The organism is Catenovulum agarivorans YM01 (genome assembly GCF_000281085.1).
GTDB classification, from domain to species: domain Bacteria; phylum Pseudomonadota; class Gammaproteobacteria; order Enterobacterales; family Alteromonadaceae; genus Catenovulum; species Catenovulum agarivorans.
Genome location: NZ_JH767545.1, coordinates 1 through 16596 on the forward strand (window position 1 = coordinate 1; position 16596 = coordinate 16596).

The window sequence follows — 16596 nt, forward strand, 5'->3', positions numbered from 1 at the left end:
AATCAATCATAACATCCTCTAATTAGGTGGCCAAAATCACTCTACCACTACAATGACCGTATCATCTAGTGAAGAGTGCAATACAACCTCTAGTTTCAACGTAGACTCGTCTTTATTTATATTTTTTATTTTTTCTATACCGTCGAATACACTAATGGTTTCAAACGATTGAATTTGGGTTTTGATCGTATCATTCAAAACATCGGATTCGATACTTCGAATCATTTCTTGAAATTGCTCAACTGTACCAGAAACATATACACATGAAGCGAGTCCAACCTCTGGATGTGTTTTTTTTCCCCACTTTTTAGGTTTTATTCGAACAGATCTCGTTCCCAAATCCTTAACATTGTATTTTTTGAAAAAGTTTCTAGGGTAATATGACTTAGCCAGATAGGACGGGTGTTGAAGGAATTTTAAAACCACTTCATTGTTTGCACATTCGATCGCGGGCTTAGATGCAACATTAGCTATTGATTGGGTTAGCTCTTTGATGCATTTTTCTCTAGCTTCGCCAAATGTATAAGGATGTTTTTTAGGTCCTGAACCTGAAGGTATTTCTACTTTATTTGTTAATGTTTCTCCGTATCCAATAATAAAATTTTTCATCGTTGTTCCTTATCTTTGTTTTGGTTTATTACTTTTCTAATGGTCGGTCTGCTAATATTTAATTTTTCAGAAATTGCTCTTTGAGAAAAACCGTCTTTGCTAAGTTTTAGTACAAGTGATTTTTTTTCTGCCATTGATAAGCTTGAGTGATCACACAAATCATCGTCTAATAAACAAGATCTTAAAGCCAATCCCGATAAAATACTTTGTCTTTTTATCCTAGTTAGCTCTCGCTCAATATTACTAAATGATTCACCGTTAAAAGAATTTATTAAGGTCTTGGTTATCGGGACATCTGGCCAATAACTGCTCAAATATTGATTGACTAAGTTCGGTGTCGGTAATTCAAATTTTACTTCTATGTCGAATCTTCTCCAAATAGCTGGGTCCAATAATTCGCCGTGGTTGGTGGCGGCAATCAAGATAGAAGTTGAAGGCCAATCGTCAATAGCTTGCAGTAAAACTGTCACTAATCTTTTTAGTTCACCCAATTCCCGGTCATCGTCTCTCCGTTTTGCTATCGAATCGAATTCATCTAGTAATAACACACAGGGGACGTCCATCGCATACTCTAAAACAGCCCTAATATTACTACCTGTTTTTCCAAGAAAACTGCTCATTACAGTAGCTAAATCTAACACTAAAAGCGGCAAATTTAGTTCTTTAGCCAACCATTTTGCAGACATTGTTTTGCCTACTCCAGGTGGGCCCTGGAATATAATCGATTTAGTTGGGTATATTCCGCTTTCAATGATCACATTGCTGTGTTGGTGTTCCAAGATTACCTGATTCAACAATTTTTCAATTTCTGCAGAATGGATAGGTTTTATATCAATAGAAGTCGTCTCTTCAACCCTTACCAGTGCTTGCCTGCTGTCGGAATCCACGGGCAAAGGCTTAGTGTTTCCATTAAACGAGCGGAAATTTTCTAGTTTTAATTTCGTTGATAGTAATTGGTATAGTTCATTGTCTGACGTCCTTGCTTTAGTTGCTAACTTGTGAATAGCCATTTTAATAATTCTTTGATTGCCGCTTAATGCAGCGTCAACCAAATTAATAATGCTGGAGTTGTCCAATTTTTGCTCCTTTTTTTACCACTATTCTTTAATTTGGTAAATTACAGGTTCTGTTTCATGTTATATTTTACCATTTTTGGTTGTTTTTTCCATTTTATTTCGTCTTTTATATTTTTGTGGGTAATTGTTCTTGTTTGGTAGGGATTGAAATAAATTTTATAGGTATACTAATGGTACTTATTATAACTTTGTCTTTTGTTTTTGTTCTTAATAAACAATGTATTACGTGTTTTGTTTGAGTCCAGGTGGGCCATTTCTTACGTAAAAATCCTTAAAAATAAATGGGTTACGGTATTTTATAAAAGTTTTTTACACCTTTTTTTACACCGATACGTTAGCATTACACTTTATTCTTGTCTAAGCTCGATTTTTAACTTGTTAATTCTTTTAGTGCTTTTTATAAAACATTAATGAAAATCTCTTGATTTGCTTTGTAATGCTGCAAGGGTTGATGTGAGATCGGTTAACTTGCCGGCAATGATATGAATCACTTCACCTTCTCGTTCGAGTATGCCTTTTACCTTTAAGATTTTGGCGGTTAGAAATGGTTTTTTTTGAGCTTTAGCTGTGCCAGCCCAAACAATCACATTAATGTTTCCAGTATCGTCTTCTAAAGTGACAAAGGTAACGCCTGCTGCAGTTCCTGGTGATTGCCTACCTGTTACTAATCCTATAACAGTTACTAAAGATTTGTGTTTAAGCTGTGTAAGTTGATTCATTCTGGTAAAGGCTTTTAATTGGCCTGCGTCGTCTAATAAGCTTATTGGGTGTTTGTTTAAGGTTAATCCTGTAGCTGCATAATCTTCAGTCAAGTTTTCAAATAGTGAAGGACTATTGGCGAAGTTGTTGTCCGGCGATAAATTTTTAAATAGAGGTAACTCGTTTACATTATCCATAAGTGCCCAACGGCTCTGATAACGGTTACCTGATAAACTTTGTAAGGCGTTGGCACTGGCTAATTTTTGTAAATCTAATGAACTTAAGCCAATTTGTTTTAACTCTGACAAAGTTTGATAACCAGATTGACTTCGATGAGTCACTATCAGTTGTATGGCATTTTCAGATAGCCCTTTAATCAGATTAAAACCTAATTGTATTGCTTTGCTATTGTTGTAATTAACTAAAATATGATGCTGTTCAGAACGATTAATGCAAACTGGGAGTATTTTTACTTGATGTCTTTTGGCATCTTGAACCAGTTGCGATGCACTATAAAACCCCATAGGTAAGCTATTTAAAATAGAGGTATAAAATGCGGCTGGATAATAATATTTTAGCCAAGCTGAAACATAAGCTAATACGGCGAATGAAGCGGAGTGACTTTCTGGAAATCCATATTCACCGAAGCCACAAATTTGTTGATAAATACGTTCTGCAAATTCGGTTTGATAACCTCTTTGTTGCATACCGGAAATTAATTTATGTTTAAACTTAGTTAGTTCTCCCGTTTTTTTCCAGCTAGCCATAGCTCGTCTTAGCTGATCTGCTTCACCTCCGGTAAATCCTGCAGCAACCATTGCTAGTTTTATCACTTGTTCTTGGAATATAGGCACACCGAGTGTTCTTTTTAACACTGATTCTATGTCTTTTGATGGGTATTCAATCGCTTCTTCGCCATTTCTGCGTTTTAAAAAGGGATGAACCATATCTCCTTGAATAGGCCCAGGTCTAACTATGGCGATTTGAATAACTAAGTCATAATAATTAGCTGGTTTTAATCTAGGTAACATGCTCATTTGAGCACGTGATTCAATTTGAAATACACCTACAGTATCCGCTTTTTGGATCATGCCATAGACGTTTTTATCATCTTGCATTCTGGTTATGTCAGCTAACGAAAATGTTCTGCCATAATCTTGTTTGATGATGTCAAAGCTCTTTCTGATAGCAGTTAACATGCCTAACGCGAGTACATCAACTTTAAGTAGGCCGAGTGATTCTAAGTCATCTTTATCCCACTGAATGACGCTTCTATCTGGCATAGCTGCGTTTTCAACTGGCACTAACTCATACAATGCGCCTGCGGAAATCACAAAGCCACCAACATGTTGAGATAAATGTCTTGGAAAGCCTAATATTTCATTCACTAAATGAATAAACTGCTGACCTTTAACTGACTCTGGCGACAGGCCCAGCTCAATAATTTGAGCTTGCCAGTTGAGTGATTTATCTCGGCGGTTGATGTTTTTGATAAAAAATTCTAGCTGGGTTTCTTCAATAGCCAGTGCTTTGCCCACTTCTCTAATGGCGCTTTTTAAGCGGTAGGTAATAACAGTCGCGGCAATAGCCGTTCGGTTCCTGCCGTATTTTTCATAAATATATTGAATAACTTCTTCACGGCGCTCATGTTCAAAGTCAACGTCGATATCAGGCGGCTCGTCACGCTCTTTACTGATAAAACGCTCAAATAAGACTGATATTTGTCGTGGATCGACTGAGGTAATTTCTAAACAATAACAAACAATAGAATTAGCCGCAGAGCCTCGGCCTTGATAAAGAATTTTTTGCTGCTGAGCAAACATCACAATGTCGTGAATGGTCAAAAAATAAAAGGCGTAATTCAGTTCATCTATCAAACTCAATTCTTTGTCGATTGTGTTTAATATTTCGGTGTTGCACCCATCTGGAAATCTTTTTTGTATGCCTTTATCAACTAAGCTTCGTAAGTAAGACATAGGTGTTTGTTTGGCTGGAACAAGTTCTTGCGGATATTCGTATTTAAGCTCAGATAATGAGAAATGACATTGCTTGGCAATAATGCTCGACTCAATTAACCAGTCTGAAGGAAACAACTTACTGAGTTTTGTTATTGGCCTAAGCGCACGTTCACTGTTTGAAATCAGTTGGGTTCCTAATTTCTCAATAGGCTGACTTAGGCGAATTGCTGTTAAGGTATGCTGTAATTCTAATCTTGTCGCTGAGTGCATGAGTACTCCACCACAAGCTGTAATTGGTATTTGCCATAGTGCTGCAAGATTAACGCAATGTTGATGGTACTCTTTGTCGTGATTGAGTAAGTGCCTTTGATAACCCAACCACAACCTGTTTGCATGATGTTTAGTTAAAAACTGTCCCCAAGTTTCATCATCTTTTTTGCCTGATGGTAGCCATAACACCAAACAATGTTTAACGGACATAATGTCCCATTCAGATAATTGATATTTTCCTTTTTCACAACGCCTTCTGGCATTTGTTATAACTCGGCATAACTCGGCATAAGCTTGTCGGTTGGGGCATAACATGACAAATTTAAGTGATTCGTTGAATTGGAATAAACTGCCAACAATGAGTTTAATCCCAAGTTTATGCTGTTTGATTGCGCTATAGGCTCGAACAACCCCAGCTACAGAGCATTCATCAGTGATTGCAATTGCTTGATAAGTTAAAAAATCAGCTTGGAATACTAATTCTTCAGGCCGAGAAGCCCCTTCAAGAAAAGAAAAATTACTTTGGCAAAAAAGCTCGGCGTATTGCATTTTAAACCTAACAAAAAAGACCGTGAACAAACCATTGGTTTTGTGGGGTGCGGTATATCCATAACCATTGGCCTGAGTTGTTACGAGCAATAAAATAATCACGTATGATATTTTCATTGTCCCACCAACCCGAAACAATACGTTCAGGACCATGCCTAATATCAAGTTTACCGGTTAAAGGAGTAGGAGTTGTTAATAAGATGCTAGGTCTAAATCTGTCTATATCCGTTGTTATATCTGTTTGTGTAAATGGTCTGCAGTATTGGCTTGCACGTTCGGGTCTGTGATCATCAAATAGTTGAATACCTGTTACTTGTTCTTCGCCTAACTTAGCTTGTAGTTTGGCAATTAACGCTTTTGGGGTTATTTCACCTTTTGCACCTACAAACATGTCTTGTTTATCTATTTCAAATGCAAACAAGTTCGCTGCGGCAACTCGTATTGAAATGACTGGTGCGTTAATTGTGATTGACTCAAAGGTGAGTTTTGTTAATTCAAGCCACTTTTCGGCTTTGTATTCACCTTGTGCGGAAGATATTTTTATCTGCTGTTTAGCTAAATCTCTAAGAAATAGGGTGATATTAACTTCACTGGTTTGTTTATTTCTAACTAGCAGGAAGTGTTCAAGTAAGCTAAAAATTTTCTGTAATGGTTTGATTAGCTTATCGACTAAATCAATTTCATACATTAGCTCTAATTCATAATTGAATTGTTCTGCGGGGTGAAAAAAATCAACTGGGTGTTTGAGTTGCCCTGACAGTTTTCCAATATAAGTCACTAATTCAATATCAAAACGCTTGGCTATTTCTGCAAGAGACAACTTAAGTAAGTCGTTTATATATTGCACGCCAACCCGTTTTAAGCTGGTAATTGTTTTTAAAGGTAACTCTGTTTTAGTTAGAGGTATTTTCGCTAATGCTCGGTTAATTAATTGTTTGTCTTCAGTAATTTGATTTACACCCGCTTGAGCAAGTAATTTAGCCGCGTTGGGGGAATAACCAGTGGCATAATAATAATTAACTGAGAAATGCGCTAAGTGTGATTGTATTGCTTGCCAATAGGTGGTTAGGTTTTCGTATAGTGTGAGCATGCTACTGACTTTTAGTAGCAGCCCATTTGGTTTGAGTAGATGGATATCGGCTGTTGTTAGATATAACCATTCTGCTATTTGTATTAAGGCTTTATTTTCTGTCGATTCATTATAAGGATGAATTTGTAAGTCTCGACATAAAGCCGCAGCAGTACCAAGACCCATACCCAATTGAATACCTGATTGGGCAGATATTGTATTGAGCTGGACAATTTGATGATTTTTATTATGCACAATTGCCAGTGGAATATCTGAATCTTTAAATAGAGTATCCAATTGCAACGAAGGGAAGTGTAGATATAACCAAACTACCATAACTAACTGACTTTTGTGGTCGGAAACTGAATGATATTTTGTCGATTAGTTTGTATCGCCAAGTTAGGCCATAAGTGGCTCATATCAAGGTTAAAATGCTTGGTTAAGTGGCCTCCTACAAATTTATTTATTTTGATATTCAGCCCTAAAAAATCAGGCTCTATGGATAAACTTAAATCAAACGGAAGTGTAATAGACTCGGCCTTTTTTCTGCGGATAACAAATTGCCTAGAATCACCTTTTTTACAAGCTAGTTTTAAGCGTTTTATCTGATGTATTGCTAATTCTGATGAAATCCACATACAAACGGAATGGCAACAACCACTTTGTAAACACTGTTCTGCCGCCCATAAAGATTCTTGGGTATTGTTCGTTTGCACAATAATAACTTTATTAATATCAAAGTTGTTTTTCCGCAGCGTTTGTCCATTAACACGACCCGGAGGAGCAATAAAAACAACTAAACCTTCTGTTTGGTTTATTGATGGGATAAGCAATCTAAGTTCGCCAATGGCTGTTTCAGAGATCAGTTCAATAACACTTGATTTTGCAAAACCACCACATAACTTTTCATCTAATTCGGCATACCCGGATGAAATAGCATCAGGTTTGGTTTTGTGGTTATATCCATGCCAGACTAGGTTTTTGTGTTCCAGTAACTCAATCAGGTTTTGCATCGAAATAAAATAATTTAACTGTATATATAAACAGTATAGTTATTCGCTAGCGACTTTCAAATTAATTTATTATTTTTTATCTGTGGGCGCTTAAATCTTTATCCCCCAGTCAAAGCCTGAAACACATATAAGGTATTTTCTTCTGTTATTTTGTCCGACAGCTTTTTACGGTCTATGATAAATTCTTCGTCTATGCAAATAACCACATGGCGGCGAACTTGGCCGTGTTCATCCAAAATATAGTGGCTAAACCCGGGCGCGAGTAGCTCTATATTCTTGATAACGTCGCTGACGGATTGACCCGAAAGGTGCAAGTTTTCATCAGCGAGCATAGGGAAAAACCTATGCAAATTAGAGGTTATTTTCACTTTTGGCATTTAGGCAGCCTTTAAGCAAATCTAACTGAATAAACTGGTGGGAAGTTGTTGCCCAAACATTGCCAAGTTTCCCCTCTATCTTCCGATAAATACACATTACCTGTGGTGCTGGCAAAACACACCATATCCTCAGTTGCATCTAGCGCGTGGCGGTAAACAATATCGTAGGCGTTTTGTTGTGGTAAACCTTGGGTAAACTTCTTCCATGTTTGTCCACCATCATCTGTTCGCGCAACAAATAAGCCACCATCTAGGGCCATGCGCTCAGAGTCGGCGCGGGCTGGCACAACCCAAGCGCATAAACCGTTATTATCGTCAGCCGCTATTGGAAAACCAAAATGTATTCCTTGTTCTGGGTTACTTACTTTGCGCCAAGTTTTTGCGCCGTTGTCACTATAAAATATTCCACAATGGTTTTGTTGCCACATGTGTTGTGGCTGGCTTGCGCATGCGGTAACAAAATGTGGATCGTGTCCCCATTCGGCTTCTGGGTTAGGCAAATAATCCATCAACATGCCTTTATTTGCTCCAAACCAAGATTTGCCTCCATCAGTTGATTGCATCACACCAACGGAAGAGGCCGCCATATATAAGTTATCGGGGTTTTGTCGGTTAACAATAATTGAATGAATACCTGGCTCAAATACGCCGTAATCTATACTAGCAGGGGTTCCAAACCATTTGTTTTCGCTGGTGGCATCACCTGCAAATAAATTACCACCGCGACTGTGGTGATCCCACAATGGCCGGTTAAGTTGCCAGCTTTCACCACCGTCATCACTTATAAATAAGCCACCCGGAATTGTACCAGCGTAAATTCTGCCGGGTTGTTCGGCCGTACCAAAAGTTAGGTTCCATATTTTGTAGACGGTCGCATCTTTATATTCGGGCTCTTTTGCTGGTGCTTCGGGATCAAAATCTTCCGTAGGTAAGTATTTAACTATATATCTAGCACCTTCTGGATATTTGAGGCTAAGTACATCTTGCCAAGTTTCGCCGCCATCTTTCGAACGGGATAATTTGGGCCCCCAATGGCCGTGGTCGAGTGACGCCCATAAAGTACCGTCGCGTTTATCACATGCTACATAACAAACGGGTATGCCTTGGTGGATCATCGGCTTTGCCTGCCAAAAGCCGTCTTTTTGTTCAATTATGACTGTGCCTTTACGAGTGCCTAGTAAGATGCGTTGCGACATAACTTATCCTTAAATCTTTATTTGCTTAAAAATTAAGCTAGCATACTTTTATAGAATTTGTATTGGTTACTGTTAAATATAGTGTTCGCATGGTAGCTTTTGGCCAAAAGGAAAATTTTATTTTGAAAAAATCCCCAAGCCATTTTTTGCTCGTTGCTGTATTGTTTTTAGCTGGCTGTGCTTATAAACCGGATGCAGTTGAACATACTCAGCCATATTCGGCTACAGGCTCGCATACCATTTATTTGGTTAACCATGGTTGGCACACAGGAATAGTTGTGCCACAACAGCCATTTTCTCAGAGCGTCCCGCAGTTGGTTACAAGGTTTAACCAAGCTGATTATTTGGAGTTTGGTTGGGGTGATAAAGGTTTTTACCAAGCGGACAAAATTACCTTTGGTTTAGCCATTAAGGCTTTGTTGTGGCCAACTGACTCAGTTGTGCATGTTGTTGGTTTAACTGAAGCTGTGGATGTTTATTTTCCCAGTAGTCAGATTGAAAGTTTGTTATTAACTGATGTCGAGTTGCAATCATTAGTTAAATTTATTGCTGGCAGTTTTGCATTTGACCAAGCAGGCTTAATACAGCCAACTCAGTTGGGAATTTATGGTGATAGCCAGTTTTATCAGGCCATTGGCAATTATCATGCTTTTAACACCTGCAATAATTGGACGGCCAAGGCGCTAAAAAGTTTTGGTATGGATATTTTCGTCAGTTCAAAACTAACTGCAGACAGTGTGATGGATTATGTCAAAGCTTATAAACTTGAGCGTGAGCAAAACGCCAATCACCATTGAATACGTATTCATTCCTTTTCTAAGTCTATTCAATTAAACAGTTGTCGCTTGGCTGTGCCAGAATGTAGGTTAATTTATATCGGTTTATTTGATAACTGAACAAACAGTAAAGCTTGCGGCTTTATGCTGGTATCAAGCACTTTTATCGCAAAAGAAACATAGTTGGCATCTGTCTTATGTGGTAGTTCTAAGGTTAAGTTACTCGCATTACTTGAGTAAATTAGCTGAAATATTATCTGACCTTGTTCGGGTACGCTAAATATAGATTCGTCTGGGTTAATGCGCATATGGCCAAAACCAAATTGGTGATGCCAGTCGACGTTAGATATTTTGAAATTAAGTGCATTGTTATCGCGAACGTGTTTGTTCAAGACTATGTTTTTTAACCAATAAATTTTTGTTTCCGGTTCGAAACTAAATTTAAACTTGTCGGTATGGCTCCAAAAGTTAATTGGGCTGGGAAGGTATAAATCATAGTCTAATGGGTAGCCTTGCATTTGTTCAAATTGCGCAAAAGTTAGCGGCTGTTCAATGGTTTTTGACAGCGTATAAACATTGTCACAGGCCAGTAAAAATTGACTGATAAAGGCAACAACCGCGCCGCGATAAAGGTTAGGCAGATACATAGGTAACAAGATGACAATACGTGTGCTTTTAGTTGAAGACGATGTTAGGTTAGCTGATTCAGTAATGCAATACTTTGAATTGCAGGGCATTACGGTTGACCCATGTACCAATGGTAAACAAGCAACTAACTTTTTACAGCAGTCAAATTATGATGTGATCGCCTGTGATGTAAACATGCCGAAAATGGATGGATTAGAATTTTGCCACAATGTCCGTGCTGCCGGTGCTGATATCCCGTTTATTTTTATCTCAGCAAACGATGGTTTAGATGACAAGCTATTGGGGTTTGATAAAGGCGCTGATGATTATTTAACTAAACCCTTTGAATTACGTGAGCTGTTGGCCAGAGTAAAGTCTTTATCTAATCGCAAAAGCAATGTGGTGGAGACGCTTGATATTAAAGAGTGCCAATTACAATTAAATTTAAAACAGCGCAAAGCTTATCGCCAGCAACAACCGGTTAAATTGACTAAATCAGCTTGGAATATATTGGAGTTACTTGCTAAAAATTACCCTGAGCCTGTAAGTAAACAAGATCTCGCTTTTGCGATTTGGGGCGAAGAGGTGGAAGATATTGAATCTCTTAAAGTGCATATTTATAACCTGCGCAAAGTGTTAGATAAACCGTTCGATTTTGCTATTTTACACTCGGTCAGTGGTTTTGGTTTTAAGCTGGCGGGGCAAAGTTAATATTTATTATGTCACTATTTAATTCAGCTTTTCGTCATCATTTTGCCTTTTGGTTAGCTTTTGCTGGCGCTATTTTGGTGTGCGTATATATCTGTTTTAAATTTGTTTATCTGCATATTAATATCGCCGAATCTCATGCTGATTTATTGTCAGAATTTTCCCGCCGCACAGTAGCTCGTATGCAAGCTAACCCTCAGGTGTATCAAGACAGTAGTCAGGTATCGCTTGGTAATCGTAAAATGCAGCTGGTGGCTGATTATGCAAAACTGCAGAAAGTGTTGCCATATGTCCCCGCAGATCCAACTCAACTCATTAACAATAAAATAAATCTGGTTTTTGATAGTTTTAATGGCCTGTTTTCAGTCGCAAATTTTGCAATTGTTTATCCAATTCCGATTAATCAAGCCGATGGGCAGGGCTGTTATTGGACATTTTTTCGTTTCGCACCTGAGCTCAACGATGAGCTTATTGAAATTCATTTAAGGCAAAGTTTGCAACCCGTGATATTCACATCAGCCATTATCATCACTTTGTTGTTTTTAGCTCAGGTGACTTACACCTATAAAATGGATTCCAACCTCGCAAAGTTGGCCGATTGGGCACAAGGTTTGTCGCTTGCCAAAGCAAATGTAACCCCACCCAAATTAGCTGAGCGCGGTTTAACCCCGTTGGCCACAACCGTCAGTAAAAGTTTAATGGCGTTTAATCAGGTATTAGAAAAAGAGCAATCTTTTGCCAAATTTTCTAGCCATGAGCTGCGCACTCAGGTTGCAATATTGTCGGCCAATATGGAAATTCTCGATGCGATTATGGCCGATTTAGAGCCGAACGAGCGCAAAGTTTTATACCGCATGGAGCAGGTGGTGTCAGATATGAAATACCAAACAGAAGCTTTATTGTGGATCAGTAAAGAAACAGAACAAGAGCTTGAATATACCGATTGTGACTTGTTGGTTATGTTAGAAAAAGCACAAATAGACAATCAATATTTACTCGAAAAAAAGCCGGTAACTCTGCAACTTTTTGGCGACAAGCGCATAGTGCAATCGCATACAACTTTACTGCAAATTGTCTTGAACAATTTATTACGCAACGCCGCACAAAATACCTTTAATGGTGAAATTATTGCTGAGGTGACCCCAAGCAGCGTGATTGTGACTAATCAAGATATTGATGACATAGACGGTAAAAATAACCCTGATGGATTTGGTATTGGCTTAGTCATAGTTGAAAAAATCGCTAAACGACTGAATATTCAATACTTAGTTACACCTTTAACTAATGGCCGCAGAGTCGAACTTATCATTCCTTAACCTTAATTTAACCAGCCTTGCGGTATCTTCAATTTAATAAACTAAAATTAGAGGATATCGAGTGAAATTGTTTAAATCTAAGCTAACTATGGGTTTAGTCATTGCAGGTGCGAGTGCTGCTTTATTCACGGCCTGTGTGTCAACCCATGGTGAAACCAATAATCGCCAAAATATGTCAGCTGCAAGCCAAACTAAACAACTAAATCCACAGCACAAATATGTGGTCTATCAAGTGTTTACCCGTTTGTTCGGCAATACCAATACCACCAATAAACCTTGGGGAACAATTGAAGAAAACGGCGTTGGTAAATTTGCTGATTTTACCCCAACAGCACTGAATGCAATTAAAGATTTAGGTGTTACGCATATTTGGTATACAGGTGTACCGCACCATGCTGTGATTAATGATTATACTGCTTACGGTATTAGCAATGATGACCCTGATGTGGTTAAAGGTCGCGCTGGTTCACCTTATGCGGTAAAAGATTATTATTCGGTTAATCCAGATTTGGCGATAGATCCTGCCAAGCGTGTTGCTGAATTTGAAGCTTTAATTGAACGCACGCATGATGCTGGTTTAAAGGTATTGATAGATATAGTGCCAAACCATATTGCGCGTAATTATCAATCTTTAGATAAACCTGCTGGGGTTGAAGATTTTGGCGTCAATGATGACACCTCGGTGGAATATGCGCGCGACAATAATTTTTACTACGTGCCAAAACAAGATTTTAAAGTGCCTGCAGCGCTAAATGATTACAAACCATTAGGTGGTGAAAAACACCCATTGGCTGATGATTATTTTGCCGAATCTCCAGCTAAATGGACTGGCAATGGTTCGCGCCACGCCCAGCCGCATTTTCACGATTGGTACGAAACGGTTAAAATTAACTATGGGGTCAAACCCGATGGCAGTTTAGATTTTCCAACTTTACCTGCCGATTTTGCGCAAAAAGATTACCAAGCACACTTTCAATTTTGGTCGCAACATGACGTGCCTGATTCTTGGATTAAATTCCGTGACATAGCTTTATATTGGATTGAAAAAGGCGTGGATGGTTTCCGCTTTGATATGGCTGAAATGGTGCCTGTGGAGTTTTGGAGTTATATGAACTCGTCAATAAAAATGGCTAACCCAGATGCGTTTTTATTGGCAGAAATCTACAATCCAAAACGTTATCGCGATTACATTCATTTAGGCAAAATGGATTATCTATACGATAAAGTGGATTTTTACGACAGCCTAAAACCTGTGATGCAAGGTAAAGGCTCAACTGACCATTTAGTTTCTATCCAAAATCGTTTTGCAGATATTGAACACAACTTATTGCACTTTTTAGATAATCACGACGAACAAAGAGTAGCGAGCCCTGAGTTTGCAGGGGATGCGAACAAAGGCAAGCCAGCCATGTTGGTGTCAGCCACTATTAGCACTTCACCTATGATGGTTTATTTTGGTCAAGAAGTGGGTGAAGACGGTAGTGAAGAAACCGGGTTTGGCGACCCTAGCCGCACCACTATTTTTGATTATGCGGGTGTACCTGCGCATCAAAGATGGATGAATGGCGGTAAATTTGATGGTGGTAAGTTAACGGATGAAGAGCGTCAACTACGCGATTTTTATCAAAGATTATTAAACTTCACTATTTCAAGTGGTGCATTGATGGGAGATTACGCCGATTTACACCAAGTAAACCGCAGTGCTAATTATCAAACTTACACAGATCAGCAATTTGCTTATGCGCGTTTTAGCGATAAAGAAAAATTAGTTATTGTTGCCAATTTTGCTGAAACAAAAACACCTTTGATTAATTTGGTTATTCCAGCTGATGTTATCGCCGATATGGGCTTAGCAGACGGCGAATATAATTTAACTGAAAAATTATATGGTGAATATCAAAGCAAGTTAACTGTCACTAATGGCCGAGGTTTAATTGATGTTGAACTAGCTGGGCTAGGTTCATTAATCCTATCTATACAGTAATTTTTGTAATTACTATTTATCTGAGTTCAGGTTACTTAACAAAGGTACGAACTAGAGTTCGCGCCTTTGTTGCATAAATGTACATCTTAACCATTTTTTTACTTTGTCGAATGTAGAGTGGTTTTGTGAGGTTGATATCAGCCTTGAAAAACTACACATAACTTACACAAACAAAGGAAAAATTATGCTCAGCAATTTTGTTCGCGCAAGATGTGGCATTGCCACAGCTATATTTGCGCTAGGGTTAGGTTTATCAGCAAACAGCTATGCGGTTACTCCAGCTTGGTTAAACGACGATCCGCAAGCTATTTGGCAGATGTCGCCAGGTGTTTATAAAGAGGGGAATACTTGGTATGCAATTTTTCACGCACATACAACAGACACTAATGTAAAACTTTATGGCACCTTTACCGGTGGTGAGTCGGGCGCTGTGGCTTTAACGCCAACACCAGATGGTAAATTTTGGTGGTTTAAAGGCACAGACAGCAGCTTTGCCAACGCGCCGCAACATGGCGACGAATACCGTTTTATGTTGGATAGAGATGGCCAAACCATTACAGTACAAGATCCAGCAGCACGCTGGGTGACGGATTCAAACCTGTCTACTGGTATGTCAAAAATCTACCTGTCTGATCATTATCAATGGCAAAGCAATAATTGGGACAGGCCACAACAGCATTATTTAAACATCTATCAATTGCATCCTCTGCGTTTTACCAGTCGCAACAGCGGTGCACCTCTTGCGCAAGTGACAGAAGAACTCAACAACAATGGTTCTAATGATTATATCAACGAGCTAGGTGTTACAGCGGTACAACTTTTACCGGTAAATGAATTTGCTGGCGATTTAAGCTGGGGATATAACCCTTCATTCTTTTATGCGGTTGAAGCTTCGTATGGTGGGCCTGATGCGTTAAAAGCTATGGTTGATGAAGCGCACAAAAACGGTATCGCGGTTATTCTCGATTTAGAATTTAACCATGTTGCCACAGGCGACAATATTTTATGGCAAGTTAACAACCAAACTTATATCGACGGCGATACAGTGTGGGGCGGTTTATATAATTTTGATAATGATGTCGCCAAACACTTTTTAATTGAAAATGTTAAATACCTTGTGGAAGAATTTAAAATTGATGGTTTTCGTTTTGACCATACTAATACAATTCATAATGTAAACAGTGGCTTTGTCACGGTTCAAGGCAGTGGTGGTGGTTGGCAGTTTTTACGCGAGTTATATGGCGCGGTGAAAGCTGTCGATAATGATATTTGGTTTACCGCTGAAGAACTGCCTGATTGGTGGGGCATTACCGCTGACGATTTAGGTAGCAGTGTTGCTGGAACTAGCCATGCACCTATGGATAGCCAGTGGGTTGATACTTTCCACGATAACTTTAAAGCCGTATTAACTGGCGGCCATTTAAACGAGCTGTATGCTGTGTTTGGTCAATTTGGTGATGGCTGGCAAGATGCAACTGTTTATACTGAAAGCCACGATGAAGTGGGTAATACAGACGATAGAATTGCTAAACGTGCGCGTGATGGCAAAGGTTGGGAGATGAACCAAATTTCACTTGCTGGCACAATTTTAGCGCGCGGTACACCTATGGCATTTATGGGGCAAGAAGCGGGCGAAACCACTCAGTTTCATATTGACTGGTGGGACGACAGATTAGATCTTGACGATTACACCACTAACGCGGGTCGTAAAAAGGTACTCGACTGGTATAAAAAACTCAATGAAATTCGTCGTAACGATGAAGTTTCAATTGCGACTGGCAATAGCTGGGTTAGCCACATTCATGACAATAATGGTGTTGCCGCTTTTGTGCGTGATAATGGTAAGTATGTTGTTGTGATGAACTTTAAAGGGACAACTTGGTTTGATTATGATGTTGGTATATCTGGTAAATATATTGAGCTTGCTAATACCAGTTGGCCTGCGTACAACTTAGATAATGTGACATATGCAAGCCGCGGCGGTGAGCAATCTTTTGACATAAACAATGTGCACATACCAGCCTATGGCGCTGTAGTTTTAATGCGTGACGACTCTGCAGCGCCTTTACCTAGTGTTGAATTTACCTGTAATAATGCAACTACCGTATGGGGGCAGAATATCTATGTTGTTGGTAATATTGCGGAATTAGGTAACTGGGATACAAATCAGGCATTTGCATTGCAACCTACTGCTTACCCAACTTGGACAGCGACATTAGATAATTTACCGGCAAACACAAGTTTTGAGTGGAAGTGTATCAAACGTGATGTCGGTAGTGTCCAGTGGCAAGCTGGTAGCAATAATCTAGCCAATACACAGTCAACCGGCACTGTGACCAGCTCTGGTAGTTTTTAACTGCTAGAGCACC

General features: G+C 39.0%; 13 protein-coding genes. 5 read left to right on the forward strand and 8 right to left on the reverse strand.

Translation table 11 applies throughout. From position 1 onward, the window contains the following. Positions 1-36 precede the first annotated feature (36 nt). The 7 genes from WSC_RS0120690 to WSC_RS0120720 form a co-directional block, all read right to left on the reverse strand. Complete coding sequence (locus tag WSC_RS0120690) at positions 37-609, reverse strand: hypothetical protein (protein ID WP_016957871.1); 573 nt, start codon at positions 607-609, stop codon at positions 37-39. Beyond that, complete coding sequence (locus WSC_RS0120695; protein WP_016957872.1) at positions 606-1685, reverse strand: AAA family ATPase; 1080 nt, start codon at positions 1683-1685, stop codon at positions 606-608. Before WSC_RS0120695 ends, WSC_RS0120690 begins: the two co-directional genes overlap by 4 nt. Positions 1686-2092: 407 nt before the next feature. Continuing rightward, positions 2093-5161, reverse strand: a complete 3069-nt coding sequence (locus tag WSC_RS0120700; RefSeq protein WP_016957873.1) for an error-prone DNA polymerase — start codon at positions 5159-5161, stop codon at positions 2093-2095. Between the two features lie 7 nt (positions 5162-5168). After that, positions 5169-6566 carry a Y-family DNA polymerase gene (locus WSC_RS0120705; protein ID WP_026016982.1) on the reverse strand — a complete coding sequence of 466 codons (1398 nt, stop codon included), beginning with the start codon at positions 6564-6566 and terminating at the stop codon, positions 5169-5171. A 2-nt stretch (positions 6567-6568) separates the two neighbouring features. Further along, a complete protein-coding gene (locus WSC_RS0120710; protein WP_016957875.1) occupies positions 6569-7243 on the reverse strand; it encodes a hypothetical protein in 675 nt (224 codons plus the stop codon). A gap of 98 nt (positions 7244-7341) precedes the next feature. Next, complete coding sequence (locus WSC_RS0120715) at positions 7342-7620, reverse strand: ubiquitin family protein (RefSeq protein WP_016957876.1); 279 nt, start codon at positions 7618-7620, stop codon at positions 7342-7344. A gap of 11 nt (positions 7621-7631) precedes the next feature. Continuing rightward, entirely contained in the window at positions 7632-8816 is a 1185-nt protein-coding gene (locus WSC_RS0120720) for a WD40/YVTN/BNR-like repeat-containing protein (RefSeq protein WP_016957877.1), read from the reverse strand. Between the two features lie 122 nt (positions 8817-8938). Between WSC_RS0120720 and WSC_RS0120725 the strand changes: the two genes are divergently transcribed. Continuing rightward, positions 8939-9613, forward strand: coding sequence for a TIGR02117 family protein (locus tag WSC_RS0120725; RefSeq protein WP_040395413.1), 675 nt, complete (start codon positions 8939-8941; stop codon positions 9611-9613). A gap of 74 nt (positions 9614-9687) precedes the next feature. Here the strand turns inward: WSC_RS0120725 and WSC_RS0120730 are convergent, their stop codons facing one another. Beyond that, positions 9688-10239: a hypothetical protein gene (locus WSC_RS0120730; protein WP_016957879.1), complete on the reverse strand. Its 552-nt coding sequence runs from the start codon at positions 10237-10239 to the stop codon at positions 9688-9690. 10 nt (positions 10240-10249) lie between these two features. Between WSC_RS0120730 and WSC_RS0120735 the strand changes: the two genes are divergently transcribed. The 4 genes from WSC_RS0120735 (at position 10250) to WSC_RS0120750 (ending at position 16583) form a co-directional block, all read left to right on the forward strand. Continuing rightward, a complete protein-coding gene (locus WSC_RS0120735) occupies positions 10250-10930 on the forward strand; it encodes a response regulator transcription factor (RefSeq protein WP_016957880.1) in 681 nt (226 codons plus the stop codon). 8 nt (positions 10931-10938) lie between these two features. Beyond that, positions 10939-12243, forward strand: coding sequence for a sensor histidine kinase (locus WSC_RS0120740; protein ID WP_016957881.1), 1305 nt, complete (start codon positions 10939-10941; stop codon positions 12241-12243). Positions 12244-12331: 88 nt separating this feature from the next. After that, entirely contained in the window at positions 12332-14227 is a 1896-nt protein-coding gene (locus tag WSC_RS0120745; protein WP_016957882.1) for an alpha-amylase family protein, read from the forward strand. Positions 14228-14411: 184 nt separating this feature from the next. After that, a complete protein-coding gene (locus WSC_RS0120750; RefSeq protein ID WP_016957883.1) occupies positions 14412-16583 on the forward strand; it encodes a carbohydrate-binding module family 20 domain-containing protein in 2172 nt (723 codons plus the stop codon). The last annotated feature ends 13 nt before the right edge of the window (positions 16584-16596 follow it).